The sequence below is a fragment of the Plantactinospora sp. WMMB782 genome (genome assembly GCF_049179135.1).
Classification (GTDB): domain Bacteria; phylum Actinomycetota; class Actinomycetes; order Mycobacteriales; family Micromonosporaceae; genus Plantactinospora.
Genome location: NZ_JBMHMC010000007.1, coordinates 7,113,923 through 7,140,852, shown reverse-complemented (window position 1 = coordinate 7,140,852; position 26,930 = coordinate 7,113,923). Strand labels below are relative to the sequence as shown.

General features: G+C 66.7%; 16 protein-coding genes and 1 pseudogene. 2 read left to right on the top strand and 15 right to left on the bottom strand.

Going from position 1 to position 26,930, the window contains the following annotated elements; genetic code table 11:
* Positions 1-504: 504 nt before the first annotated feature.
* Positions 505-1,296: an IS21-like element helper ATPase IstB gene (gene istB / locus ACN28A_RS33900; protein WP_421402420.1), complete on the bottom strand. Its 792-nt coding sequence runs from the start codon at positions 1,294-1,296 to the stop codon at positions 505-507.
* Positions 1,296-2,525 (bottom strand): IS21 family transposase, encoded by a 1,230-nt coding sequence (gene istA / locus ACN28A_RS33895; protein WP_421404788.1) that lies wholly within the window; start codon positions 2,523-2,525, stop codon positions 1,296-1,298. The genes istB and istA overlap by 1 nt, the downstream gene beginning before the upstream one ends.
* Before the next feature lie 380 nt (positions 2,526-2,905).
* On the opposite strand from istA, the gene ACN28A_RS33890 reads away from it, so the two are divergent.
* Positions 2,906-4,024 (top strand): hypothetical protein, encoded by a 1,119-nt coding sequence (locus ACN28A_RS33890; protein ID WP_421402467.1) that lies wholly within the window; start codon positions 2,906-2,908, stop codon positions 4,022-4,024.
* A gap of 160 nt (positions 4,025-4,184) precedes the next feature.
* Here ACN28A_RS33890 and ACN28A_RS33885 read toward each other — a convergent pair whose 3' ends face one another.
* Both ACN28A_RS33885 and ACN28A_RS33880 read right to left on the bottom strand, forming a co-directional pair.
* A complete protein-coding gene (locus ACN28A_RS33885) occupies positions 4,185-5,846 on the bottom strand; it encodes a UvrD-helicase domain-containing protein (protein WP_421402465.1) in 1,662 nt (553 codons plus the stop codon).
* Entirely contained in the window at positions 5,843-7,780 is a 1,938-nt protein-coding gene (locus ACN28A_RS33880; RefSeq protein WP_421402463.1) for an ATP-dependent nuclease, read from the bottom strand. The genes ACN28A_RS33885 and ACN28A_RS33880 overlap by 4 nt, the downstream gene beginning before the upstream one ends.
* 144 nt (positions 7,781-7,924) lie before the next feature.
* On the opposite strand from ACN28A_RS33880, the gene ACN28A_RS33875 reads away from it, so the two are divergent.
* Entirely contained in the window at positions 7,925-8,152 is a 228-nt protein-coding gene (locus ACN28A_RS33875) for a hypothetical protein (protein WP_421402461.1), read from the top strand.
* A 170-nt stretch (positions 8,153-8,322) separates the two neighbouring features.
* Here the strand turns inward: ACN28A_RS33875 and ACN28A_RS33870 are convergent, their stop codons facing one another.
* From ACN28A_RS33870 to ACN28A_RS33820, 11 genes and pseudogenes are all read right to left on the bottom strand, one after another.
* Complete coding sequence (locus ACN28A_RS33870) at positions 8,323-9,525, bottom strand: TIGR02679 domain-containing protein (protein WP_421402459.1); 1,203 nt, start codon at positions 9,523-9,525, stop codon at positions 8,323-8,325.
* The gene (locus tag ACN28A_RS33865) at positions 9,522-12,815 is read right to left on the bottom strand and encodes an SbcC/MukB-like Walker B domain-containing protein (protein ID WP_421402457.1); all 3,294 of its coding nucleotides are present in this window, start codon (positions 12,813-12,815) and stop codon (positions 9,522-9,524) included. Before ACN28A_RS33865 ends, ACN28A_RS33870 begins: the two co-directional genes overlap by 4 nt.
* A 119-nt stretch (positions 12,816-12,934) precedes the next feature.
* Positions 12,935-13,354, bottom strand: coding sequence for a hypothetical protein (locus ACN28A_RS33860; RefSeq protein ID WP_421402455.1), 420 nt, complete (start codon positions 13,352-13,354; stop codon positions 12,935-12,937).
* Positions 13,351-14,184, bottom strand: coding sequence for an IS5 family transposase (locus ACN28A_RS33855; RefSeq protein ID WP_421402453.1), 834 nt, complete (start codon positions 14,182-14,184; stop codon positions 13,351-13,353). Before ACN28A_RS33855 ends, ACN28A_RS33860 begins: the two co-directional genes overlap by 4 nt.
* A gap of 96 nt (positions 14,185-14,280) precedes the next feature.
* A pseudogene (locus ACN28A_RS33850) lies at positions 14,281-15,321 on the bottom strand (chemotaxis protein); the annotation flags it as partial.
* Positions 15,318-16,481 carry a TIGR02678 family protein gene (locus ACN28A_RS33845; RefSeq protein ID WP_421402451.1) on the bottom strand — a complete coding sequence of 388 codons (1,164 nt, stop codon included), beginning with the start codon at positions 16,479-16,481 and terminating at the stop codon, positions 15,318-15,320. The pseudogene ACN28A_RS33850 and the gene ACN28A_RS33845, both read right to left, overlap by 4 nt.
* Positions 16,478-18,049 carry a DUF2397 domain-containing protein gene (locus tag ACN28A_RS33840; protein WP_421402449.1) on the bottom strand — a complete coding sequence of 524 codons (1,572 nt, stop codon included), beginning with the start codon at positions 18,047-18,049 and terminating at the stop codon, positions 16,478-16,480. The genes ACN28A_RS33845 and ACN28A_RS33840 overlap by 4 nt, the downstream gene beginning before the upstream one ends.
* Positions 18,050-18,373: 324 nt before the next feature.
* Positions 18,374-18,757 carry a hypothetical protein gene (locus ACN28A_RS33835; RefSeq protein WP_421402448.1) on the bottom strand — a complete coding sequence of 128 codons (384 nt, stop codon included), beginning with the start codon at positions 18,755-18,757 and terminating at the stop codon, positions 18,374-18,376.
* Positions 18,758-19,552: 795 nt separating this feature from the next.
* Positions 19,553-22,357: an RNaseH domain-containing protein gene (locus ACN28A_RS33830; RefSeq protein ID WP_421402446.1), complete on the bottom strand. Its 2,805-nt coding sequence runs from the start codon at positions 22,355-22,357 to the stop codon at positions 19,553-19,555.
* Positions 22,354-25,698 (bottom strand): hypothetical protein, encoded by a 3,345-nt coding sequence (locus ACN28A_RS33825; protein WP_421402444.1) that lies wholly within the window; start codon positions 25,696-25,698, stop codon positions 22,354-22,356. Before ACN28A_RS33825 ends, ACN28A_RS33830 begins: the two co-directional genes overlap by 4 nt.
* The gene (locus ACN28A_RS33820; protein ID WP_421402442.1) at positions 25,695-26,930 is read right to left on the bottom strand and encodes a hypothetical protein; all 1,236 of its coding nucleotides are present in this window, start codon (positions 26,928-26,930) and stop codon (positions 25,695-25,697) included. The genes ACN28A_RS33825 and ACN28A_RS33820 overlap by 4 nt, the downstream gene beginning before the upstream one ends.

Here is a 26,930-nt window from a genome sequence, read left to right as displayed (position 1 = left end):
TGCATTGACGTATGGCGGCGGAGTTTGCTTGCGTCACGGCCATTGTCTAAAGGAGCATGAGGAGTCGAGAATGCCCCGATCCAGGACGCGATTCAAGAGGAAAATGCTCATGGCGGTCACAGCCGCCGTCGCCAGCGTCTCTCTGATCTTCGCAACGCCAGCACCGGCGCAAGCGATCTACGTCGTGAACCCTGTCGACTGTGCCTGGAACAGCATCTTTGGTAGCGGTGAGTACTTCCAGTTCTGGCTCTCAAATTTGGGGACCGGGCAACGGTTTCCGTTCTGCTACGCCGAGGCTGGATACGATCTAAGCCCAAATCATTACCACGTGTACGGCTTCAAAGCCGGAAACAATGCAGGATTCTTCACCTACTGCACCACCTCCAACGAATGCTACCTCCGGCCGTTTGACAAATGGGAATCTGCACCCGGTGTCGGCGACGCCGGAAAGCGGACCCTGTGGCGGCGTCTGAAATTGGACCCCTTGCCCGTGTTTGACCTTACTCAGTTGTCGGTCTTGGTGGCCGCTGGGACGCGGCCGAGGTCGCGGTCTTTGAGTCGGTAGCTGTCTCCCTTCATGGAGATGACTTCGGCGTGGTGGACGAGGCGGTCGATCATCGCTGCGGCGACGACGTCGTCGCCGAAGACCTCGCCCCACCGGCCGAAGGGTTTGTTGCTGGTGACGATCAGGCTGGCGCGTTCGTAGCGGTTGGAGACGAGTTGGAAGAACAGGTTCGCGGCTTCGGCTTCGAACGGGATGTAGCCGACCTCGTCGACGATGAGCAGCGGGATCCGGCCGAGTTTGACCAGCTCGTCCTGGAGGCGGCCGGCGTGGTGGGCATCGGCGAGGCGGGATACCCACTGCGCGGCGGTGGCGAACGCAACGCGGTGTCCGGCCTGGCAGGCCCGGATCCCGAGGCCGATGGACAGGTGGGTTTTGCCGGTGCCGGGCGGGCCGAGGAACACCACGTTCTCCTTTGAGGCCACGAAGTCGAGGGTGCCCAGATGCGCGATCGTCTCCCGTTTGAGGGACCGTTGGTGGTCGAAGTCGAACTCCTCCAGGCTCTTGCGGGCCGGGAACCGGGCGGTCCGGATGCGGCCTTCGCCGCCGTGGGCTTCCCGGGCGGCGACCTCGCGTTGCAGGCAGGCGGCAAGGAACTCCTCGAACGTCCACGACTCCGTCCGGGCCCGTTCGGCGAGCCGTTCCACCGACGCGGCGAGGGAAGGTGCTTTCAACGCGCGGGTGAGGAACGCGATCTCGGAGGCGATGTTGCGGCTGCTGGTCTTGCCGGGCATCAGGCCACCTCCTCGACGTCGAGGCCGAAGACGTGGTCGTAGTCGGTCAGGGTCCGGTGTTGCACCTCGGCGACGACCGGGGCCGCGCAGGCCAGCCGGTGGGCTTGGCGCAGCTGCGCCGCCGCCGTGCGGTGCGTCGGATCCGTGATGGTCTGCCCAGCAGCCCAGCACCTGGCATGCGCAGCGACCTGACGTCCGTCGCAGGACACGGTGACCTGATCGGCGTCAGCGACGACGTCGACACGTCGGCCCACCACCGCCGGGTGCACCGAGTAGTCGTTGGCGTCCACCCGCACGTAATGATCTCGGGGTAGCCGCGTCGACAGGCACCACCCGGTCACCGGTGCCACCGGTGGCAGGGACACCATCCCCGCCCGATCAGCGTCGATCCGGTCAGCTGGTCGGCATCCCAGGGTGCGGTGCCGACGACCGTTCGCACGAACCAGCCACTGCATGAGCTGGCCGTTGAAGTCCGCTGGACCGGCGAACATCCGACCAGGCAGGAACGACGTCTCCAGGTAGCCGTTGGCCCGCTCGACCAGGCCCTTGGCCTCCGGATCCGCAGGCCGGCACTGCACCACCCGAATCCCGAGGGTGCCACGGAACCCGTTCATCGCATCGGTCAACTGCGGCCGCCCGCCGCGCCACTGCCCGACCGCAGACTCGTTATCCCACACCAACGCCCGAGGCGCCGCTCCCAACCCGGCCAGCAGCGCCCACTGGCCACTCAACAGATCCGGTGCCTGCCGCGACGGAATCATGACCGCCGACAGCCACCGCGAGTAGCCACACACCATCACCAACACCGGCGGACGACCGATCTGCCCCCACCCCAACGGCACGTCCGTCGGCGGGAACCACAGATCACACTGCGCCAACTCACCCGGCAAGTACTCCGTGCGCTGCGCCGGGTCCGGCGAAGTGAACAACGGCCGCAACAGACGAACCCGCTCCTTCAGCACGGTCAACGACCGAGTCCAGCCGACCCGTTCCGCGATCACCGTGGCCGGCATCGTCGGCCACTCCCGCAACAACGCCCTGACTTGCGGCTCCACCGCATCCACGATCGAGCCCTTCGCCGGCCGCTGATACCTCGGCGGCCCCTCAGCGGCCAACGCCCGCCGCACCGTGTTACGACCCACCCCGAGCTTGCGGACGATCGCCTTGATCGGCATCCCCTCAGCCCGATGAAGACGACGGATCTCCGCCCAGTCCTCCATGCTCAACACCCCTACGATCTTCAAACAGGGGTCCAGATTCACCCGTCGATCAGGGGTTCACTTTCGCGCGTCGCCGACAGATGCACGTGGGCGTGCCAGGGACGTCTGTTCTACGCGGATCTCGATATTCGCCATCTTGGGCGGCCACCCTCGGCTCCACCTTGCTGTTCGCCCGCTCGGCGAGTCGGTGGGGATACGCCCGTCGTGGGACCGCTCGTTACTCAAGCACGGTGACGCACTTCCGTGAGGGACACGCCTCGACCGTGGTAGAAGAGGGTGGTTCAGGAACGGCCGCAGATGTGGTGTCGTCGGCTGGCCCTGGCTGGACCGCGCGTTGCCGACGCCTGGCAATCTGGCAAAGTCGTTGTTCCGTCTGGGAGGATCCCGCTGTGACTGATTCGCTGACCGGTCCCGCTGACGCCGGCGACGGTGCTGCGGCCCAGGAGGCGGTTGAACGTGAACGCGCCGAGATGCGGGAGTTCGTCGACGGCCTGACTGTCGACGACCTTGACTCGGGTGCCTGGTTCGCGAAGCTGTGCGCCCGCGCATTGCGCACGCATACGGAAAAGGCCACCTGGGAGTATTTCCAGGGCAAGTACCTGGGGATGCCGGCGGACGGCATCGTCGACCGGCGGATCAAACTGGCGGCGAGATACGCGATGATCGAGGGGGGATTGTCGTCCGCTGCGTACACGGCCGCCGTCGCCGCGACGATCGGCACGCGTGGGGGCGCGAGCCGAGCCATGATCCCGGCCGGCGCCGCCGCGTTCGTGGTCGACATGGCGGTTCTAAGCCAGCTACAGATTCGGCTGGCCTACGACATCGCCGCCATCTACCGGATCCCGTTGAACGTCGACGACCCCGAGGACCTGTGGAAACTCGTCCGGGTGGCGTTCGCGATCAAGACCGGTGAGGTCGCCCGGACTGGTGCGACGAAGTTCGTTCCGGGTGTCGTCCGGCAGGTCGTGAAGAAGTACTACTCGGGTGCGGTCCGGGAATCGGCGATGGCGCTTCCCTATGTCGGGCAACACCTGCTGCAACGCAACGTGATCAAGTTCGGGATTCCCGCGATCGGGATCCCGGTCACGGTGGTCGTCAACCGGTGGACGACGAAGGCCGCGGGACGGTACGCGCGAAGCGTGTTCCGGAACGAGGCCAGGGTCATCGAGGTCGTCGAGACGCTGATCCGGCGCACCCGGCACCCGAAGCTCATACTGTGGGTCGCGTGGCTGGTCATCAACGCCGATGCCACCATCACCGACGACGAGACCCTGCTGTTTCAGCTGCTGACCCGTCTCGTCCGTGAGCATCATCAAGTCACCGACGAGCACCTCGCTCGCGTCATCGACATCAACCCGGGAGAGGTGTGGCGGCGTGTCGCCGCCGAGACCGGAGACCTCAGCGACGTGATCGACGCCGCCGAGCAGGTCGCAGCCATCGATGGGGATATCAATGCGGCCGAGAAGGCCGTCATCGCCGAGCTGCGCGACCGCTGCAGCCGCAGCTGACTCGCCAACCGGCAGGGTTCGGGACCTTTGCGCGCAGTGACGCCCGTGCGGCTCGGTTCATTGCCGCCATCTGCATGATCGTTTTACACGGAGGGCGAACGGGCTTCGGAGCCACCGCTGGCACCACCGACGGTGGAGATACACAAGTGGCGCGTTCCCGTTACTCACTAGGCCAGCCGCCCTCGAGACCTTGGGCGTAGGCGAGCAGTCTGACGTCGGGGTTACGGGTGGTTGACCAGTTCCATGGTGCGCCTTTTGGTTCAGAGCGGTGGTTGGCGCAGGTCAGCAGGAGGTGGCTCTTTGCTCGTGAGACTGCTACGAAGTAGTTGGCACGCTCGTCTTCGTATTTGCCCCAGAACATTTCTTTCTCAACTGCAGGTATAACAACGGCCTCAAACTCAAGACCTTTAGACTTGTGAATGGTCATGATCTTTACCCCGCCGTCGCCGAGCCGGTCTACGGCGGCCGCGAGGTCGCTGCCTGATGAGATCATGACCTCTCGAAGTCGGCCGGCCAGTTCTGTGCTGAGATGGTTCAGTCTCGCCTCGTCGTAGAGGGAACTCAGTGTCGCAAGCATGCTTGCGCCGATCGAGCTAACAAATCCGGTGACAAGTTCGCCGATGACCTCTGGGTCATCTATCCGCTGCAACACAACGGCTCTCGCCGCCTTTAGGCGCTCCTCCCAGGCGTGGTGGCGCCGAAAGGTACGCTCCTCATCCTCGCCGTCGAAGAGACCGCTGGCGTTGACTAATTCGTATGCTGCGGCATTCTGGTTGCCCGTGGCGAGCCTGAGGAATGCCAGCAGGACTTTGGAGAGTGGTTCAGCCAGTAAGTCTTGAAGTTGCTGGTCGTTGCGGTAGGGCACACCGGCTCGATCGAGCTCCGAATAGAGCGGCTGACCATATAGATCTGACTGTTTCGCGAAAAGTACAGCTATCTGGCTCGCCGGTATCCCGGCACCAATACGTTGCTGTATCCATTCAGTCAGGTGGACGGCCTCATCATCGGCGGTTTCAAACCCGAAAAGGTCGATCGTTCCTTCTTCGCCTTCGATGCTGTCTTCCGGTACGGCGGCGGGTGAGTCCATGTCGATGACCATCCGGTTTTGGAGCCGTCGGAGCCGTGGTGCTGAACGGCGGTTCTGGTAAAGGTTGAGCGACATCGCTGCGAAGTCAGAGGAGAATGTTAGGAAGATTCCCTCAAGCGCTCCGGCCCAGGCCATGATTCGTTGTTTTGTGTCGCCGACGGCAATCAGTTGGATTGGCGTCCCCTTAAAGGCTTTCGTGATCAGGGAGTACTGATTGTTGGCGCAGTCCTGGAATTCGTCCAGGAAGATGTAGCTGTACGTCTCGCGTAGTCCACGTAGGACGGCTTCGCTGTTGTCAAGGATCTCGTTGGCCAGGGGCAGGAAGTCGCTATATGTAACCTGCTTGTGTTTGATCCGGTCTGGCCCAACCGTGAAGTCTGGTTCAAGGGCGTTGATTCCCGAGAGGGCGAGCCTGAAACGCCGTATGAGCCTCATCGAGAATGCGTGGAAAGTGTAGCTGTCGAAACGCCTTGCCAATTCGGGTCTGACTCGCCGCCGTACCCTGTCGCGTAGGTTGGCGGCGGCGTCGACCTTGAAGGATATTGCCAGGATCCTTTTGGGCAACGGACATAGTCCGGTCTCGAGGAGGAAGCTTGCCCGTTGGGCGAGCAGCTCCGATTTTCCCGTACCCGGGCCAGCGGTGACCGCCATACTTCGGTCGGTGGTCCTACAGGCAATGTCCGCGTTGGGTTCTAGCTCGATCCCAGGCGATGGTGTCCATTCGGCTGGCGTCATTCGGGAAGCTCCCTGAGCTTGGCCTCGACTGCGCTGATCATGCGCTTGATGGTGTCAGGCATGCCGGTTTCAAGCTGAGCAGCGGCGAGCTTTGACAAGGCCGACAAGTGCTCTGCGGGTTTGCTTCCGTTGATGAAGAGTCGCTGATAGTTGGCGAACTGGCTGGCTTCATCAGAAGTGTACTGGGCTTCCAGTTTCCGGGCTTTGCCGAGGACTGCTCTCAGGGTGTCGTCATCTGGCGGGCCAATGGCATCCTGATCGAGGCCGTAGGCATCTGGGAAGGCCGACAGCATCGCGAAGTCGAGGTCAAGCGGCGTGGAATAGAAGACCCCGTAGCTCTCCAAGGCGGTGATTTCTGTGCTTCCTTCGTCGCGGATCAGGTGTGCCGGGTCGTCCCATTTGGGCAGCGAATCAATCTTGTCATTCGTGATCGTGCTGGGGGTCTCGGGGGCTGCGTGCTCCAGCAGCTGTGTGTAGGCGTATCTTAGGCGGCCCCAGCCTGCTTGGTACCGAGCGACATCCAGGTCGAGTAGCGTGACGTGTGGTATGCCAAGGCGGTTCAGCAGCCGCCAGAAGTGGTTCACGTGCCTACCACCGAGCGGGACAACCGAGATCGAGTTCAGATCGGTGGTGAGCCCCGCCGCTTCGAGAAGTGGTGGGATGACGATCTGCTCGCTGTCGCCTTCGCCTAGAATGACCAAACGTGCGAAGTAGAGCTCCGGGAATGCCTCGACAGCCTCCCGGACGAACTTGTAGGCTTCGTGGCTCTCCGGTGGCAGCTCAATTGTCGAGATCACGGTGCAGCGGTCTTCATTGAGGCGCAGGTGCCTAATGGCGCTTGGGGTGACCCTGCGGACTACCGAGGGCGAATGGGTTGCCACAACGACTTGTGCGTCTGATTGTGACGCGAATTCAGTGAGTAGCTTGGTAACTCGTCCGAGATAGTGCGGCGAGAGGCTGTTCTCCGGCTCCTCCAGCGCTATCAGCGTGAACGACGCAGGCCGCAGCTTGGCGGTGTCGATGTACAGCGTCTGTCCGGCACGAACCTCACGGCCGATTCGGTGGAGCGCTACGACCAGCGTCAGGTACAGCAGGGATTGTTGTCCGTCGCTGAGCCGGGTCCAGTCCACAGGGCCACCACCTGGCGCAGGGTCGAATGTGATGTTGAAATGCCGCAGAACGCTGTTGATATCCGCCCTCGTGAATTCGGTCTGCGGCGTCTGAAAGTAGGTCCCGGCATGAAGACGTGCCCACGCCTGCGTCATGTGGCTGCCGAACGCGGCCACTGCGACGTTGGATCCAAGACAGCTGCTCATCTGGCGACCCAATTCCTCGATGGCGGCGTGTTGTGCACTCCAGTCGATCGAGCGCATGAGTTTTCCAAGCATCGCCCCGCTGGTGTAAGCGATGTGATCGGCTGGATCTCTCCGCGCCGGCAAGTAGTGCACCTGAATCAAACTCCGGTCGTACTTCCCCATCTGGCTGACGGTCACGGGTTCATCGGTAGCCGGATCGATGCTGGTCACGAACTCGATTCGCTCGTCGACCTCGTTCAGGTCATCAATCGCGGCCGTGAGACGGATTCGGGTCTTGGGTACTTCGTGCGCCCCTTGAAGCTGCATGTGGCCAAAGAAGTCGGGTACGGCAAGCTTCTCAGCTTCGTCATCGCCCAACTCAGGGAACGAGAACTCCACCTCGATCCAGAGTTCGCGCTCGGCGACGGTCCCGCTCGTCCCGATCGCTACGTGGAAGTCGTCGGGCTGAATTTTGCGCATGGGGAGCTCAGCCGCGAACATCCTCGCGAGCGCCGTGAGTGCGCTCGTCTTGCCAGAGCCGTTGGGCCCTAGCAGGTAGCTGATGTCATCGATATCGAGCGTGGTGGGCTTGGGCCCGAAGCATTGAAAGTTCTTAACCCGAAGCTTGGTCAGGCGCACGGCATTCCCAACTTGGACTAAACGGCGATTCGAGGGCAGCCGAGTCTACTAGGGCGGGCGCGAGCGCGCTGGCGACCACGCCGACGCTCACCCTTTCGAGGATTCACCACGTCCTAACGGCCAGTCAGCCCGAACGGCAAGACGGTGACGACTGCCGGTGCGAATCGGACGATCCGACCATGGAACATCACCCAACCGACCCGGCCGGTACAGGTGGCCACGCTTCGCAGCCACACCGATGAGATCCACGCCTGCGTCTTCAGTCCAGACGGAGACCTTCTCGCCAACCACCAGAACAGATCGCTTCGTGCGCCTCGGACGAGTCGCTGCTTAACCCCCGGGAAGTCAAGTTTGCCCCGCTTGAGCCGCTGAACCGTCGAGTCCGACCGCTCAGGCAAGCACTACGCGGTCGAACGGGGTCCGGGTGCGGCTTACGCCAGCAGGACATCAAAGTCCACAGCCATCAGAAATGGGAAAATGGTTCGTGTTCGGCCTGATACTTGTACTCCTTCACGACGACCAGTGGAGAGACAGTGCTGGAGCTACCCCGTCGAGCCCTCCAGCCGTGATCGCGGACTGTTCGGATAGGTGGTGGCGGCATCTTCGTATACGGCATGGCTGGCCGGGCTGAGGTCGGTGATGAGGGCTCGAAGTCGGGCTTCCTCATACAGGCCGTCGGCGTCGGGGAGCCATTCGGTGGCGCCAGGCAGTGCGAGCATTTCGCTAAGGAAGCTGCGGCCTGCGGTGTCGCGGTCAGCGGTGACCCGTAGTTGGACGCCGGCGGCGGCGAGGCCGCGCAGCAGTGTCCATGCTGCCGAGGAGGGTCGTCCGTAGATGCACACCAGCGGCAGGGAGGTGGTGCCGAGTTGTTCGGCGGCGGCCTCGGCGACGGCGGGGTTCTCGCAGACGCGCACGACGGTCAGCGCGGGTGCAGGTGCCCAGCCTCCGCGCAGGCTGCGGCTGGTCAGCCATACCGGTTCGCCGTGTTCGGCTGCAGCGCCCGCGATCCGGATTGCTGGGGCTTTCCCGGTCAGGGTGAGGTTGAGGACCAGGACGGTGGCGGAGACCTCGTCGCAGCTGATCCCGTGCTCGGCCCACACGTGCCGCCAACGATCGGCGGTCAGCGCGGTGTCGGCGGCGGAGGCGGCGTTGTCCGCGGTGGCAGAGGCGGCCGCGAGCAGGCGAGCGGCGGTGCGACCGAGGTCGTGGTCGCGGTCGAGACGGTGCGGGTCGCCGTAGAGGGTGTTGGCGATTTCAGCGAGGGGTCGGCTGGTGCCGGGCAGGGCGTGCCACAAGTGTTGCAGGTCGTCGGAGCGGCGGGTGGCGGTGGCGGGGTCGGTGCCGGGCCAGCGGCGTCTGCGGGCAAGCTGTACGGCGTGGTCGGGAAGGCCTGTGATGGTGAGGCTGGTGTAGGCGGCGTCGATGGTGGCTGCGGTGCGGGCGGCGGCTTGTTCGCGGCGGCCGCGGACGTCGTCGATGGCGCCGCCAGTGCGGGTCAGCAGGTCGAGCAGGTCGTCGCCGGTCCGGGTGAGGGCAGTGCGGAGTTTGCCGAGGGTTACGGGCTGGCCGGATGTGTCCCACGCCACGCCAAGATAGCGGGCCATTTGGGCTCGCTCGGTGGCGGTGAGCTCGACGCGAACGGTGACGCCGTTGCCGGTGCGGCGTTCCTGCAGCAGTTCCCGGACCGCGGTAAGGACCTTGTGCGGGCCGGGCTGGGCGGCCCAGCGGTCGGTTGCCGCGCTCATGCGGGCTCGCTTTCGTCAATGCCAGCCGCGTCCGATGTTTCCTCGGTGCCGGTGTGGTGGGCGCCGTTGGTGTGCGGTGGCTCGACCGGTGCCGGGTCAGTGAGCATCGTGGCGAACAAGTCAGGGCCGAGATCTTCGGCGCTGCGGCGTGGGGTGAGCAGCCGGGTGGCGTAATCCCCGACGGGGATCTGTTCAAGGGTGTGCCCGGCCCACAGCATCAGGGACAGGTCGACGCCGGGAATGGGTGCGGGTGCTCGGGTGATGACCCAAACTGCGGCGGCGGGGACTTGCGCGACGGCGACAAGCGGTGCGGGTCCGGCGAGCAGGAAGTCGAGGTCGAAGTCGGTGAGCATCCGCATCATCGTGGCGCGGTTGCCGGGGTCGACGCCCTCGAAGGCTTCGTCGAGCCAGAGCGGCCGGGGTGCTTCTGGAGATTCGGAATACAGGGCGACCAGGGTCGCCAGCAGCGGCTGCAGCAGGGTGACGACTTTGCCGCCGCCGGAATCGACGCCGTGGACTTTCCTGGTCAGGTCTTTCCACCGGTTCTCGTCGTCGTCGCTGTCGCCGACTTTGTATTGGGCGACGACGTCGAACCAGGCACGGTAGTCGAGCAGTTCGGCGAGGCGGTCGGTCCAGTCTTCGGTGCCAACGAGGCCGGCTTCCTGGGCCTCGCGCAGACGGGCGCCGAGTAACAGTTGGATCTGTTGCTGGGCGGCGTCGGATTCGATAGTGCCGTCCAGGAGTGCTTTGAGGATCTTGAAGCCGGGCGCTTGTCCTTCGGCGGGGACGCGGCGTAGCCGCAGCGTGGTCTTGTTGGCGCCGGTCGGATGTTTCTCCAGAACCTCGTTGACAACCGCGAGCAGCGTGATGACCTTCTTCATCCGGTCGGCGAGGTGGTCGATGAAGGTGGAGGAAAGAAGTTCGGTGTACATCTGGTGGAGCTTCTCGTCGTGGGTACGCGACAGGTCGTCGACCAGCTCTTGCAGGTGCAGGATGGCTTCAGCTGGGTCGAGCGAGGTGCCGGAGGCATCGACGATCAAGGTGACCGACGGCAGGGGGTGCTGGTCGTCGGCTTCGGTGATGATGATCGAGCGGCCGCCGTGGGCTTCGAGGACGGTACGCAGCTCGATCAGGGAGCTGCCGAGCATGCGCGAGAGTGCGGCTTCAACGCGTTTGGCCTTGTCGTCGAGCCGGTCGGGCCACATCGGCGGACGCAGCCGCTCGGTGGCGGTACGGGCGTGAGCGAGCGCGGCCGGCAAATCACGGCTGTCCGGGGCGGGCAGGTTACGAGCGGCAGTGAGGCCGGCGTCAACAGGTGTCCACCAGGCGGCAGCCGCGACGTCGCGGTGTTCACCGGCCACCGTGTGGTCCTTGCAGGCGCCCTTCCAGGCGTTCTCGGCTTCACCCGCCTGTTTGGAGCGGGCCAAGCCTTCGCGTCGACTGGCCGAGATCGACGGACCGTATTCCTCGACTTTTCGTTCAAGTTCCTCGGCCTGGGCGAATAGCTGTTGCGCGTCGGCGTCCACGGACTGCTCGGCCAGGGTCGCGTTCGTGTCGGCCAGCTCGGCGGCTGCCGCTTCACCTTCGGTGAGGGTGACGGCGGCGGTGACCCGGCCTTGTTCGGTGGTGAGCCGTTCGGCAGCATCCGTGGCGGCGGCAGTGGCGGCTTTAAGCCCGCGCAGTGCCAGCCGCAGGGAGCCGGCGGCGGCGGCGGTCCTGTCGAGGTCTGCGGCGAGGGTGTCGAGATGCTCCTCGCTGGTGGGGAGCTGGTTATCGACGCCGTACCGGATGACCTCTGCTGCCTTCTCCTCCGAGAGGGTGCGCGCCTGCTCTTCTCGGCCGCGAGCGTCGCGGTAGGCGGTGCCGGCTTTCTCGGCTTCGCCGGTCGCGGCGGTGTGAGCGGCGGCAGCGGCGACGACGTCGGCGTCGGTCGGTGCCTGCTTGGCGCTGGTGCGCAGGTTCGTGACCTGGGTGCTGACGGTGTCGGCTTCGCCGATGAGGCGCTGCGCTTCGTCACGGAACGCGGTTGCTTGCGCGCGTAGGTCGGCGATGTTGCGGCGGCGGGTCGCGGCGCGGGCGGCGGTGCCGATCAGTTCAGCGCCGTGTTCGGCGGGGGCTGCCCGGCCGGCTGCGGCGGTGGTTCGCCAGCGTCCGTCGGCGGCGAGGCACACGGTCGCCGTGAGCGGGCCGTCGGTGGTGTAGCCGATGCCGTTGAGGATCTTCGTGACAGCGTCGGTGAGGGTGGCGGCGTCTTCGGCGGGCTGCAGCACGGCGGCCAGTGAGGTTGTCGCGGCAGGGAGGGTGCCGGTGGTGATGACGGCGTCGTCACCGTGCTCGGGGCTGAAGGTGCCGTCGGTGGTGACCCATGTGTCGAGCAGGCCCGCGGCGGCCAGGGCCGCCTCGACATGGTCGAGGACGGCGGGGTCGAGACCGTCGACCGGGTCGAGCAGTCGCCACAGCGGGGCGCCTGCCGCTGTCGGGAAGGCGGGACGTGTCCGGCGGGTCCAGCGCGCTGGCGGGTCGGGGATGGGGTCGCCGGCGGCGGCGAGGTGGTCGGCTTCGGCGTCCACCGCGGTTGCTTGTGTGGTGGCGGTTCTCGCGCCGGCGCGCAGGTCGGCGGCGCGGGTGATCAGCGGTGAGGTGACCGGGTCCAGCCATTGGCGGGTCAGCAGGGCGGTGAGTAGTTCCCGTGGCCGGTCGGCGCGGGTCTGGTCGGTGACCGCAGTGACCCACTGGGTGCGGGTCTCGGTCGGTGGTGCCCATTCGTCGAGGGCCGATGCCCAGCGTTCCAGGTCGTCCGACAACGTCTGTACGGCTTGGCGCAGGGCGTTTTCGGTGGCGGTGGCGGCGTCCGTACGGATGGTGAGTTCGGTTTCCGCCTTTTGCGCCAGGTCGTCAAGGGTGTTCCAGGTCGCAGCGGCAGTGCTGGCGGCGCGGATGAGTTTGCGCAGTGCAGCGACTTGCCCGCGGCGGTTGGTGATCGCGACGTCGAACCGGTCGACGTCTCCGGCGGCTGCCCAGGCCGGTGCGTGCTCGCCGAACCCTGCGGCGGTGGCGGCCTCGACGGCGTGCCCGCCGGCGGTCTCGACCTCCTGTTGCGCGATCGTGAGCTCGTCCGCCGCCTTGTCGCGGCGGCCGATGGCCTTCTCCAGGTCGCCACGGGTGGTGGCCAACTGGGCGGTCGCCTTGCGGGCGCGCTCAGCCGCGGCGTTGGCCTCAGCGCGCAGGCGTTTGGCGTCGGTGGCGCGCTCGACGGCGGTGGTGTAAGCCGATGAGCGCAGCAGTTGCATTAGTTCGGCGCGGGTGCGCCCGAGGGCCTTCTCTAGGTCGATGGTGTTCTGAGAGGGTGGTTCGGGAGCCTATGTCCGATGTGGGTTTGACCGTTCGTTAGAGGTCCTGGTGGTGGGGGTTACGCGGAGGTCGTCGGCGGGGCGAGGACGAACAGGCCGGCCTCGGGTTCGGTGAGGATTTGGCGGGCGACGAGCCGCTTGAGTTTGGCGCGTAGTCCTTCGGTGTCCTTCGCGGCGGTGCCGGTGCCGAGGGCGTGGCAGATGTCCTTGGCGCGCATCGGCGCGGTGGCGGCGTGGAACACGGCGAGGATCTGCTGGTAGGCGGGGCTGGCGACGGTCGGGTCGGTAGGTGCCGCCGCGTCGAGTGGGCCGCCGAGGCTCAGGAGCGTCTTGCGGGTGATGGCGAGTTCGGTCACCTCGGTCTCGGCTGCGGTGAGCTGCTCGGTCAGGGAGGCGATCTGGGCGCGGAGCCGCTCGACGACGAGGCCGGCGGCGGTTTCGCGTTCGGTGAGCAGGGTCAGCAGCGTCGGCGGGGTCACCGTTGGTCGCGCCAGGACGTGGTGGTGGTGCCGGTCAACCGGCGGATGAGGTTCGCCGTGGACGCCCACCAGGTACGGGACACCGCGGAGGCTGGTCGGCTTTCGTACTCGCGGACCAGACGGCGGTGCAGCATCAGGGTGCCGTGGGTCTGCTCGACCACCCACCGGCGCTTCACCGCCACGAACCCCGCCGTCGTGTCGGACCGAAGGACCTGCTCGACGTCGATACCCCGGATGGCGCCGTGGATCTGCACGTCGTCTTTGAACCCGGCGTCGACCCACGCCTTGGTCACCGTCGGGGTGTGCGCCACCACGTTGTCCAGCAGGCGCACGCCGATCGCGTTGTCGGTGACCGACGCGGCGGTGACCACCACCGCGATGATCAACCCCAGGGCATCCACCGCCAGGCCCCGCTTGCGGCCCGGGACCTTCTTCGCCGCGTCCTTGCCGGTCGTCGCGGCCGGGACGTGGTTGGCCGCCCGGATCGACTGGGTGTCCAGCACCACCGCGGTCGGATCCTCCGCCCGGCCGGCCTTCTCCCTGGCCTGGCAGCGCAGCAGATCATGGATCATCTGGTCGGTGCCGTCATCCCGCCACAACGCGAAGTAGTAGTAGGTTGCGGATTTCGGCGGCAGGTCGTGCGGCAGATACGCCCACTGGCACCCGGTCCGGTTCTGGTAGAAGATCGCGTTCACGATCTCCCGCAACTCGTAACGGCCCTGATGCCCCGACACCGACGGATGCCGGTCCTTCCACGCCTGCAGGAACGGTCCGACCACCGCCCACTGATCATCGGTCAGGTCACTCGGATACGCCGCACGCTCACCCATGATCAGCCCAACGCGGCCACCACGTCACCGGTTACGACCACGACTCACATTCACACGCCGACCCTAACCCACAATGGACGAAACCTACCGAACCACCCTCTGAGCTTCGTCGTTGAGGCAGGCGCGGGCTTGCTTGAGCGTCGTTTCCGCTGCGGTGGCGTCGTCGCCGGCTTTGACGAACGAGGTGTCGGCGGCGATCAGTGTGTCGGCGTGCAGGCGCAGGACAGCGTCGGCCCAGGGCCGCCAGGCCCGGTTGAGGTAGACGGTGATCGCTTTGCGGGCTTCGTCGGCGTGGTCACGGTCGCGCGCGAGTTGTTCGAGTTCCTGCCAGCCGTTGGCGAGTTCGGTCACCTCGCTATTGGCGACCGGGGGCAGCGCGGAACGGATCTGGGAGGTGAACCAGGCCGGGTCGAGTTTCTGTCCGAGGTGTGGGGTGCGCAGCACCTTCAGCATCTCGATCACGGTCGCGTAGCGTTCGGTGTCGTCGAAGCCGAACAGGTCGGTGGCGAGCCGCTCGGTGTAGTCGGAGCCCTTCGGGTAGACGGTGACCCCGGCGATGCCCTCGAGTTCCTTGGGTTCGGTAACCGACTGTCCGACGGCCAGGTCCAGGCCGTCGCGGACGCGGGCGGTGCCGTGGCAGACGACCCAGGCGCGGGTCATCTGCTTCACGCCGCGTTTGGTCTGGGTGTAAAGCATGGTGGTGACGAATTCGGGGGTGCCGAGCGGGCCTATGCGGCCGTATTCGACCCAGGCCCAGCCGCGATTGGTTGAGGTGGAGGCGTCGCGCCGGTCTCGGTCGTCGGTGACGGGTTCGACGTAGTACCGGTATTCCTTCTCGGAGTCGCCGAACGTGTCGACGTACTTGCGGTCGAGGCTGCCGGCGAGCATGAGCAGCGTGGTCAAGGCCATCATGGTGGACTTGCCGGACTGGTTCTGGCCGACGAACTGGGCGCGGCCGTCGGCGAACCAGTATTCGGCGACGTCGAATTCCCACAGGCCGATCACGCCGGCGCGCAGGACCTGCCAGCGGGAGCGGGACGGGTCGGGCAGCCCGGCGGTAGTCACGGCGTCTCGCCAGGCGGCCAGTTGCTCGTCGGTGGCGGCCGGCCCCGGTGCGGGCAGGTCGAGCGTCGTCACCGGGTTGGCTCCGTCGGATCGATCAGGGTGATGTCGGGGTCGCGGTAGCGGCCGGCGACCGGTGACAACATCCACGAGCCGTCCGGGTCGACCTGGAGCAGGCCGAGTTCGGTCAGGATCGTTTCGGCGTCGCTGCGGACGGTGCCGGGCACGGTCTTCTGGTCCTTGGACATGTAGTCGCCGCGCCATGCGACGAGGTCGTCGACGACTTCATCGACCTGTGTCCTGCTCAGCCGGACGGTGCCGGTGGGGGCGCGGGTGCCGTGGCGGCCGGCGAGGTCGGCCATCAGCAGGGCAACCCAGTCCGCGGCGCGGGCGCGCGGCCAGTCAGCGACGCTCGGCTGCCGGTCCGGGTCGTCGGGTAGGGCGAGCAGGAGCCCTTCGGCGCGGGCTTCGACCGTGCCGCCGGTCATCTGCGTCAGATCTGCGGTGCGCAGACCGCGGGCTTTGCGTAGCGCATCGGCGTCGTGTTCGTCGAGGTCGGCGTAGACGACGGCGGGGGTTTCCAGCAAGGCCCGTAATTGCCGCACGGTGCGGGTCGCGGCGAGCTGCTCGGCATCAGCCTCGGGTGAGTGCAGGGCGGCGGCCAGGACGTCGGGGCTGGTCATCAGCAGCAGGGCGTCACGGTCGACGTCGTAGCCGGCGCCGGGCCCAGCGCCGTCTTCGGTCCAGTCGAGCAGCATCTCGTCGCTGGTGCGGCGGCGTAGCACTCCCCAGTCGGCGAGCAGGGTCGCGGCGTCGCGCAGCAGCCGCCGTTGCGGTTTCTGTTCCGGGTCGTATGCGGTCACTGGGGTGCCTGGAGCGCCGGTCAGGTCGCGGACCATGTCGGACAGCTGTTGCAGGGTGACGGTGGTCGAGACTTCTTCGCAGCATGCGGCCAGGCAGCAGGCCAGTGCCAGCAGCCGTCGGCCGTGCGCGCCGGTGGGGCGTGGTGGGGCGGTGACCTTTCCGCCGACGGGTACTCGGATCAGCCGGACGGCGCGGTCCACGCGCTGAATGCGGTAGCCGGCGCGGCGGGCATGGTCGGTGATCTGGCGTTGGTGGCGTAGCACGTGCCGGTGCAGGATTCGGTTGGTGGCCGGGGTGATCAGCGGTTGGGCAAGCAGGCCGAGGAAGGCCTGCTGGGCTTCCTTCTCGATGGCGGAGGTCGCGGTGTTCACGGGCGGCTCGCGGCCGGGGTTATGTGCAGGGCGATGTCGGGATGGACCAGGCGCCCGTCAGGAGTGTGCACAATCGCGGCGGGGGCGCCGTCCGGCGGTGGATCGGCGTGCAGCTGCCAGCGGGTGTCGCCGGTGGTCGCCGACCTGGTGCCGGCCTGGTCGGGGCGGGCGGCGGCGATCGTGCCGAGCAGGACCAGCAGCATCTGCAGCTCGTCGACGCTCACGTTGCGCCATTGCGACAGCCGCTGCCCGGACCGGGCGAGGATTCCGGTTTCGGTGAGCGCGGCTTGCGCGGCCATGCGGGCGGCGCGTTCCCGGGCGGCGCGTTTGGCGCCGGTGCGGTCAGTGAGCCGGGCGGCGGTGCCGGTCACGGCTTTGGGGCCTTGTTTCCGCAGCCGCGCTTCGATCGGGACCGGGTCGGCGTCCCAGAACGACACGGCGCCGGCGCTGCCGGCCGGCGGGTTCGTTTCACCGGGCAGGTGCCGGGCAGCGAACAGGCCGGTCGCGGCGCACCACAGGCGCCACGCGGCGTCATCGTCGGCGGCCGATTCCAGGCGTGCCGCCAAATCGAGCAGTTCAGCGCGCCGGGAGACGTGGCCGCCGACCGCCGCGAGAGTGCGCTGCCCGCGCAGCAGCGGCCCGATCGTGTCGCGCATCTGCCGGCGTAGTTTACGGGCCTGGCAGTCCGGGCCGTCGAACCAACGCCGCAGCGTTTGCAGCGTGTGCTGGTGGGTGTCGACCAGGGCGTCGATGGCCGGGTCATCGGCGTTGGCGCCGAGGGTGTGCACGGCGATACGCCGCCACACGTCGGCAGGCAGCAGGGCGAGTTTCCCGGCGCGGGTGGTGATCGTCTCGGAGTGGGTATCGATGCCGGCGCCCCACATGTCGACGTAGCGGCGCAGGGTTTCCTGCACGGTGGTGATCTTTTCCGGTGTCGGGGCGCCGGCCAGAGCTCCGGCGAGGCGCGCCTGCCAGCTGGCGGCGGCTTTCACCATCGACTGGTGGGTTGTGGCGATCACCGACCACGCGGCGGCGGCTGCGGCCGGGTCGGTGCGGGCGCAATCGTGCAGCAGGTTCAGGTTAGCGGTCAGGATGCCGGGGGCGAGGGTGGCGGCGGCTTCGGCCGCGGTGTCGTCACCGAGGGAGGTAATCGCCCGGTGCAGCTGGGCGACCGTCTCGGTCAGCTGGTACCGGTCGCGGTCGAGGACGAATTCGGCGTCACGGACAGCTTTGTCCTGGAACGTGTAGACGACACCCCAACGTTCGAGCCGGGTCATCCGCTCCTTGAGCCGGAAGCCGGGGTCGTCGAGCAGGGCTGGGTCAGCGCCGAGGTGCTGCAGGCGCCGGCGTAAGAGCTCGGGCAGGGCGGTGGCGGCGACGCCGGTCAGCGTGTGTTCCTGTTCGGCCAGCAGCACGTCCACGATCAGCCGGTACTGCGCCGCGAACCGGCTGGTCAGATAGCTGGCCTGCAGCAGTCCGCCGGGGAGACCGGCGAGCTGCCACAGGTCGAGACCGTCAGCGGGACGTTCGTCGTCATCAACCTCAGAACTGTCCGGCCGCACCCGCATCCCCTTCCCCGCCGCATCCCGGGAACGCGCTGCTGCCCGCAGTGTACGGGCGGGGCGCGCTGCCGTCCGGCGAGCATAGGAGCTGGATGCGACAGGTACCGCTTGGCGAGTTCGTCCAAGTGACGAATCGCACCATGATCAACTGATGGCGTTGCGCAGGCACGGCACTACTGAACATCACCATTACACTCGATACGGGCCAACTGTCAGCTCCTTGACACTCGAGCTCCCCGGCACCGGGCCGCTCGCCCACAGGACCCGGCCCGGGGCCGCTCCACCCGATCGGACCGACGCGACCTGCGCCGTCGTCGATCCACAGCGCGATCAGGCCGCACTCTGCCGTCCGCGCCGCGTCCGGCGCGCTGACCACGGAGCCAGCGCCAGACATGCGCTTCCCAACGCAACGCTGTAGAAGGGATCGTCGCCATCGGCCGTCACGCCCGCCATCCCCGCGAACGGATCCGTGAGCGAAGCCACGACATCGCCCGGGTAGGGGTACTGCTCCCAAAGCAACTGCCAGTCGTCGCCGGCACCCCACAGCCGCCGAGAATCACCCCTCACCGGCTCCGACAGATCCGGGCGATCCAGCGGGTCGTACCACCAGTTCCCCAGCCCCATCGCTTGTCCGGCGAAACGCAGGCGACCCCGGACGAAGAGGCCCGCGAGCAGGGACTGCATGTCGTCGCTGACAGGCGGAATCGACGCCAAGTCAGTCTTCTCCGCCTGCGTCAGGCCGAGCCCGTCGGTTGACGGTTGCCGAAACGGACACCGCTCGGAGGCCTCCCTCAGCTCGAAGGGTCTCGGAGCCCGGCAGAAGCCATGGCTGCGCCGGTCCCCGAAAGCTTGCCCCTGAACCGTGTGACCCGCGCCGACCGGGGGCGGGCGTGGTTGACGGACGACGCAGGCTGCCAACCCATGCCGACGACGTCTTATCGAAAGGCGCTCAGCCCACGACCGCCACCGGTTGGCGCCACATCGCGACGGGGCTCGCAGCGCCAAGGCGGCCGCGAATGATCTGGCCTGGCACGAACTCGTGCCTTTTGTACAGCGCACCGTTGCGGTCGGTCGACGACTCGAGATGGATCGGTTCCCGGCTTACGTCGAGGCGCTGAAGCCGATGTGCGATTAGCGCCCCGCGACCATCCTCAATGGGCTGGAATCCGGTTCGGGAGCGTGCACGTCGCCGTCGCCTATGGGTGTCAGAGTCGATGCGACCGACGGCACAGGGGTATCCGCAGCGCCGACAGCCCAGTCATTGGCGAGCGACCGCCGATCTCGGCAGTAGCAACCGAGCCGCTACCCGAACTTCAGTCACCTGCTGGCAGCGGCGCGCTTCGCCAACATCATCGCTGCGTTGTCTGGGCACCTCGGCGAGGCAACCTCACGCACTATCGTAAAGCGGATGACGCGCCGGCGCGTGAGCGACCATGTGCCGGAAGCTCCGCGCCCGTGCCGGGTGCGGAGCTGGCAGTCGTTCTCGTGCCGCAGCTCGAGCTTCAGAACCTATTCTTCTGCATCGGAGCTGGCTTCCTCATCGGCTGATTGCGCGGTGCGGCGGTACTGCGGATGGTCTTTGTCCATCTGGATTGCCGCGTGCAGGGCGACCGGGTACCGGGCGCGGTCGGACCAGTACATGGTTTGGTGGCAAAGCTGGGCGGTGGCGAACGCGAGCGCTTCGTGGGAGACGCGGTCGTTGAGGGCGATGGGAAAGATTTCCGTGGCGGTCATCGAGTACCACGGCTCGGGGATCTCGCTCTTCCGGCGTTCTTCCTTGTTCTCCGAATTGACGGAATGTTTCGCGTCCCAGCGGGTGTACTTCGCGCCGAGCCGGCCGGAGTTGCCGCCGTCGTAGTTGCGGGGAACGTTGCAAAGCAACCATACAGGGGTGCTGAAGTCCGTCTCGATCTCGTACAGCGCCTTGGTCGTCTCGCCTTCTTTCTCCTCCTCTCGGCTGCTGAGCACGTGAGTGTAGCTAACCGGCGGAGGCACCCGGTCGTCAGCGATGTTGATACGGATAACCGCGTCGGGCTGTTCGTCGGCGGGAAGGGTGAAGCCGGGCAGCCAGTATTTGCTCTTGCGCGTGTCGGGATGCAGCCCCTGCTTGCTGTTCTGCAGACCATCCCAGATACGCCGCGCGCTGTCTTCGTCGACGGTGACGACATAGGGGCGGCCGTCGAGTTCTTCAATGAGGTCTTCCAGCGCCCGTTCGATGATGGCCCCGATGTCGTCCCACCGCTGACGGTGGGACTTCTTGCCGCCAGCCTCGCTCGGGTAGTTCGTGGCGTGGAACTCGTTCTGGGCGCAGCGGTAGGGCTGCCAGCGAGCAGCGGTCGAACTCCAGCCGCGCAGTTGCCACACGTCGCCCGCGACGGCCGGCGGAACCAGTGCGGTTGCGGTCACGACGGCCTTGGGGGCGCCTTTCTCGCGTTTGCGGTTGTTCTGCTGGCGGATGTGGAATCCGACGTGGGCGATGCGGTCGGCGCCGTATGCGGCGTGCCGGGCTTCGGGACGCAGAGCGTTGGCGATGCGATCGTCGATGATGCCGAGGGAGCGGTACAGGTCGAGCAGCGCCATCTCACTCGGGTGGTCGGGCGTTTTCGGCGCGATGACACCCTGCGCGTTCTTGCCGAGCAGATACTGGCTCGCGATGTCCCGGCCAGCCAGGATCGTCTTGGTTTGCGGCTTGGCGTCCAGTTCCTCCAGCTCGGCCGGTTTGCGGCCGGGGGCGTCCTCGGCAGTGGGAACGTGGGTTTCACACCACGTGCCGACCAGCACGCCGCCGCTGGGGTCGAGCGCCGCCTCGGCCGGCTTCAACGCCTTCGTTCTGCCGTGCGGGCTGCCATGGGTGAGAAAATCACCCATGAATCGGAAGACCGCGGTGACCGTTCCGCCGTAAAGGTCGATCTCCTGGCCGTCGCGTGGGTCCAAGCCCTCGGTGGCGAGGCCGTAGGTCTTGGCGAGGGTCGCGATCATCCGCAGGCGGGTCTCGTCGCGGTACCACAGACAGACGAGGCGCAGTCTAGTGAAGCCGGCCGCCTTCACCGCAGCGGCGATGGAGGCGGGGTCGGGGAATGCGGTGCCTTTGCCGCGCAGCCGCACCTCGGCGCCGGCTTCGCGGGCAGCCTTGCGCCGATCCAACTCCGCCTTGGACACCTTCTCCGGGTCGGTGGGCCGGTGCGGCAAGGTCAGGGTAGTGGCGCGCGCGACGATCGGTTGGGCCAGATCACCGAGCCGGTCCACGATGTGCTGGTTGAGCACACGCAGGTGGTGCATGCCGGTGCCGACGCCAATGGGGAACTGCCGGTTCTTCGCCAGCACCGGCCAGATTTGGCTCGGGCGCTCGCGGGAGAACGTCAGCTTGGGTTTGTCGTCGTGGCCGGCCTTGGCAATGGCTTCGGCGCGCATCCGTTGTTCGGCCTGCGAGCGGGCTGCGATGGCTTGCAGGATGGAGTAGTCCATGTCGAGGCGCCCGAGCGCTTCGAGCGCGTATCGGCTGATCGTGCGGGCTCCGCCACCGCCGTGCAGAGCGACCTCGAGGATCGGCCGGTTCTCTCCGGGCTGGACCGCCAGGACCGTCCTGCTGAAGATCAGCGAATCCGAGATCCGGGTCACCCGGGAGGTCACCATGAGCACGGGGTTGACGATGTTCGGCACGGTTTCCAGGCTCAGCGCGGTACGTGACAGTGCGTACCGGCCGCCCTGGTCGCTCTCCCACGGCTTGTCGAGGGCTACGAGGCCGCCGGTGACATCCGGGCGCAACGTGACGCTGAGCCCGTCGCGAACCGCCCACGGGCCGGCCAATTTTTGCGCCAGCCCCCAGGTGATGGTGCGGTACACCCAGTTCGGGGCGACCGGCTGAACACCGTCCTGCGTCCGGATGTGCTGGGCAAGGTACTCCTTCTTCTCCGGCGCATCGGCGATGCTCTGCGCCACCTCCGGGGGCCGCCGCAGGTCGATCTCGTGGATCGTCACGCCGTGGGCAAGGCCGTAGGTGAGGGTGAACACCCGGCACAGCAGCTTGTCGTCGATCGGCTCCCGCGAGGCCAGGAACGGCTGGGGACCGCCGGGCTCGAAGTAGACGTATCCGCCGGTCAGCGTGCTGAGCACGGTGGTGGCGATCGAGTACGGTGCCTGCGCTGATTCGTTGCCGTACCGGTCTTTGCAGGCGCGTTCGAAGTTTTCCCAGAGGGAGCGGGTCTCGGGGCTCAGATGCCGAAGGTACACGGCGTCGTCGCCGACCAGGTCGGGGGTGCAGCGGTACGCGAGCGTGTCGAGGTAGCGACCGGGAGCGCGGCGTTGTGGGGTCACTCGTCCTCTTCTCCGGGAACAGTTGTCAGCGGGTATTCGTTCGGGTCGATTCCGGCGTACGACAGGAACGCGTTGAGTGCTTCGCCGTACAGGGCGTTCATCTGCGCCCGCACCTCGGGCGGCCATTTGGCGTGGATGCGGCGCAGAATCGTGTCGAGATCAGCGCTCCAGGTGTCTTCGTGGAACGCGAAGTCGACCATGTGCAGGACGGATTCCGTGCCGCCGCGGCGGGCCCGTCCGGCGAGCTGGATGAGGTCGACGATCATGCCCGCGACGACTTCCTCCTGCAGCGACTTCTGCATGGAGGTGAACTGGTTGGCCGAGCGCAACAGCAACCGCAACCGCTCCCACGCGGCGTCACGAGCACCGGCGAGCGCGGCGATCGGGTCTCTGCTTCCGCCGGCGGGCAGGGCTCGCATGCCGGCGGCATTGATGCTGGCGTACATCTCCGACGGCTCGTTGAGCAGCGCCAGGGGCCGTACGCACAGGTAGACTGAGCGCACCGCAGAGCGGATGCCCTTGACGATGTTGAGCCCGCGCGCGATAAGCGACAGCGGCACGACCAGGATGTTGCCCCGGTCAGGGAAGGTCTCGAACTCCTCACCGGTCAGCCGCACGGCGCGGTCCTCGCGGGGCAGGTCCGGGTTGAGGCTGTGCCGATCCTCGGCGCGCACTGCCACACACAGCCCGGACCGGTAGGAGCCGGACTGGGAGATGCCGCGGGCGAGCCAGGCGCACTGCTCATAGGAGTTCGCCACCACCAGCACGTGGGCACGATCAGGGTCGTTGACGGCGGCTTTTTCCAGCTCACTCCGGATGTAGCGGTCGTAGAGCTGATCGCCGAGTTCGATCAGCGCATCACGTTTGCGGCTGGTGTGCAGACCGGAGACCTTGATCGGTTCGCCGAACAGCGGGTGGCCCTTGCCGTACTCGACGCGGCGTTTGCGGGCGCGGATGGAACGTGCTTGCGCGTCGGTCATCCACCAGCGCACCGGTGCGTGCACGTGCTCGCGGACCGCCTGCGGGAAGAACGCAGTCGCGGACAGCCCCATGACCGGCCGCTGCGTGCCGGCCAAGCTCAGCGAGACGATCCCGCCGAGTTCGGCGGTGAACAGGTGCGGATCACCGCCGACAGTCTGCGCGACCAGTTCGGCGCTACGTTCCTTGTCATCGAGACCGGTGACCCGGTAGCCGGTCAGGGAGCGGCCGAGCATGCCGATCGGCATCACGGCGGTGATCGCCGAGTTCTGCAACTGTTCGACGATTTTCTGGGCGGACCGCAACCCGGACGACCGGTAACGCTGGGCGGTCTTGCGGACCTCGGCCAGAGCCTCGTCGAGTTCGATCATCACCGCGCGGGTCGCCAGCAGGTTGATGATCTGCGCGCGGCGGTGCCCGTCGGTGATCGCATCTTCCAGCAGCTCGTGCAGTTCGATCTTGATTGCGTCGAGCAAGGTCTCGCCGCGCGGCCCGACCAGCGCGCTCAGCCCGCGCTGGACATCGGCCCAGACCGGCTCGAGCGTGCTACTGGCCCGTCCGTGCCGGTCTTCTTGCTGGAAGCGCTCGGGCATCAGCGCGTTGATCCGTTCGATGACCTCGGCAGGTATACCGGCCTCGCCGAGTTCGAGGTCGGGCCACAGCAGTGCGGCGAGCGTCCGGTCGCGGCCGCGGGCCATGTGCCAGCGGCTGCTGGTCTGGTCCGGAATGCGTTCTGCGGCGCGTTTGTCTTCGACGGCGGTCAGGGTCAGAGCGTTGCGGCAGATGCTGAGCAGCAGGAACTCGGCCATGAGCCGGACGTGGCTTACCGAGGGCAGCAACTCGTTCTCGTCGTGGATGGGCAGCCGTTTCGCGTCGGTGTCCATCGCCTGCGGGGCGGAAGTCCAGTGGCGGCGCGAATGTAGTTTTACATCGCTTGCGCAGCGTTCGATGGCCCGGGACTGGAACTGGTCGACCTCATCGATGAGCACGGCATGGCAGGTGCGCAGCGCGAACTCGGCAGCCGTCATCGTGTACACCGGCCGGCCGTCGAGGTTGACGCCGATGCGCAGGGAACCCTGCAGGAACAGGAAGTGGTTCATGACGACCACGTTCGCGTCACACGCCTGGTAGACCGGGGCGAACTTGCCGCAGGTTGGGATCCATGGGCAGGCCGACATCCCGACACCCTGCCGGCCCAGCGACAGGCACGGTTCGCGACCAGGCGGATAGTCGCCGGTGGCCTCGGTGAATTCCCGCTGCGCGCAGCCGTAGGCGAGCGGGTCGATGTCGCGTTCTCCGCGCAGCCCCCAGTCACCGGGCGAGTCCGGGTCCTCGTCGATCAGCGAGGCGTGCTTGACGGCCCGCTCGTGCATCCCGCTAGTGGACATCAGATGTGCGCAGGTCGGTGTGTGCTCCAGCGCGTGCGTCGTCTGCAGGTGAGCCAGGTCGCCGCGGATGTTCCAGGTCATGGCCAGGCAGGACTTGATGTCGGGCTGCACGATGGCCAGACGCCGATTGTTCAAGGCGAACCAGCTAGCCATGACCCGGACCAGGACGCTCTTGCCGGTGCCGGTCGGGGCGTGGAAGATTTCCAGTCCGCAGGCCGACAGGGTCATCACGTCGCGAGGTGAGACAGTGTCGGTGGTCTGCAAGACATCGAACAGCCCCGACAGCGTGGTGTACAGGAACCGCTTGTCGGCCGGGAACCGCTCGTCGATCTGCGCGGCCAAGCTCAACAGCTCGTGCGTGGGAATGCGCAGCTCGGGCTCGTACGCGACAGTCGACGCGTGTGGCAGCCGGTCATGGTCGAACGGTTGAGTGAAGTGTGGATAGCGGGGGATGCGGACCCGGCCGTAGATCTGACCGCCGTCCTTGACGTAGATCGTCGGGGTCGTCCACGTTCCGGGGCCAGCGAAGTCCGGCGGTTTCGGGCGGGCGCTTGGGCGCCGGAACCGGGCGGTCTGCCGTTCGGCGTACTCCAGCAGGTTCCCTCCCACACGGGGGTACGCGGCATCGGCCTTAAACGGGTTCTTCCCGGCAAGCTCGAACGCCGCCAGAGGCACGGGTCCGTCGTTGTAGCCGGGACCCGACGGTAAGAGGAGGGTGCGGGCGGCGACCGAGAAGGCACGATGCTCGGCAAGGTCGGCCGGGGCGACAGATCCGAGCAGCGCAATGCGCTGCTTCTCGCCATGGGTGAGCCCGTTCCAGCGGTCCCATGCCGTGTACTTGCCGGACAGCAGGAACGCGGCGTCGGCGAACCCGGCGGCGTCACGAGCATCGCCCGCGATACGGCGGGGGAGGTAGTGCGCGGCCAGCGCCAGCGCGGCGTTGACCACGCTAGTCTGCACGGTCGGTTCACTCATGCCCACCTCACCCCCGCCTTCGCGCAGACGAGCTCGCCGAAGGCTGAAGCGGTAATCGCCTTCATGTCGTAGCGGGCACACACCTCGGACAGCAGCGGAATCTGCCCGGCCCGGTAGTCCGGTACCACGAGCCATTCGGCACCGCCCCGGTCGCCTTCCTGCGCGTGGATGAGGCTGCCGAGCGTTGTCGCCGACGTGTAATCCTTGACGTCGACCTTGAACGGCTTGTCGATGCCGGGAACCGTCACACGCAGGTCGTAGGCGTCCAGCGATGGCCAGAGCTCTGCCGCCAGGCCACGCTCGTGCAGCTGGTCGCGCAACGCCAGCTCGGGGATACCCGGGACTGTGGTGTAACGCCACACGCCCCGGACCAAGGCCTTGTGCTTGTCTACCGGCGTCGGCTCCGGGATCGCGTCGAGGTCGGGGAACAGCACCGACTCGCGACCGGCGGGCAGGTCCGGGCGTGGCTCGGGAAGCAGCGCGGCGGCGGATCCGTCGCTGGTCGGCCGGAACAGGTACGAGGCTCCCATCTCGGCGTGCGGGGTGTGCCAGCATCGCGCCGAGCCCGTCAGCAGGCCGGCGCTCTTTCGTAGCACCAGCCGCATCGGCCACCGGCAGATCGGGCAGGCATACCACCAGCCCTGGTGTGTTGAGCCGTACGGGATCTCCTGGTAGAAGTCGGCCACGCTCGGCGGCAACCGCAAGTCCGCTAGATCATCCATGTGCCCGGCCGGGGTTCGGATCAGATCCTCGCGCCCATTCTCGTAGACCGATTGGACACCTTGCTTGCTCAACGCCTGGTAGACCGTCTCCTGCTCGACCTCCTCGCGGAATTCCCGCACGCCCGCCACGCCCGTGGCCCGGTGGAGTTTGTGCAGGGTGTGCAACAGCATTCGCTGCTCGAAGTCCAGGTCGAACGCGTTCTCGGTGATCTGCCCGTCCTGATCGACGACAGCCAGTCCCTTGAGGTCGACCGGTTCGACCCCGGCAGGCAGCAGCTGCGCGAGGTCACCCGAGAGTGCATCGCGGAATCGCCCGAACGGCAGCGGGCTGCCGGGCCCACGCGCGGCCAGGACGCTGCCATGGCACTCCATCAGCGTCTCCAGCCGCTGCTCCGGTTTCCGGCCGGGGCTGGTCAAAGCCTTCGCGGCGTGCACGGCGGCCTTGGTCACGAGATAGCGTGCATGGTCATCGCTCAGTGTGCTGGTGTCGTCATCGACAGCATTAGTCAC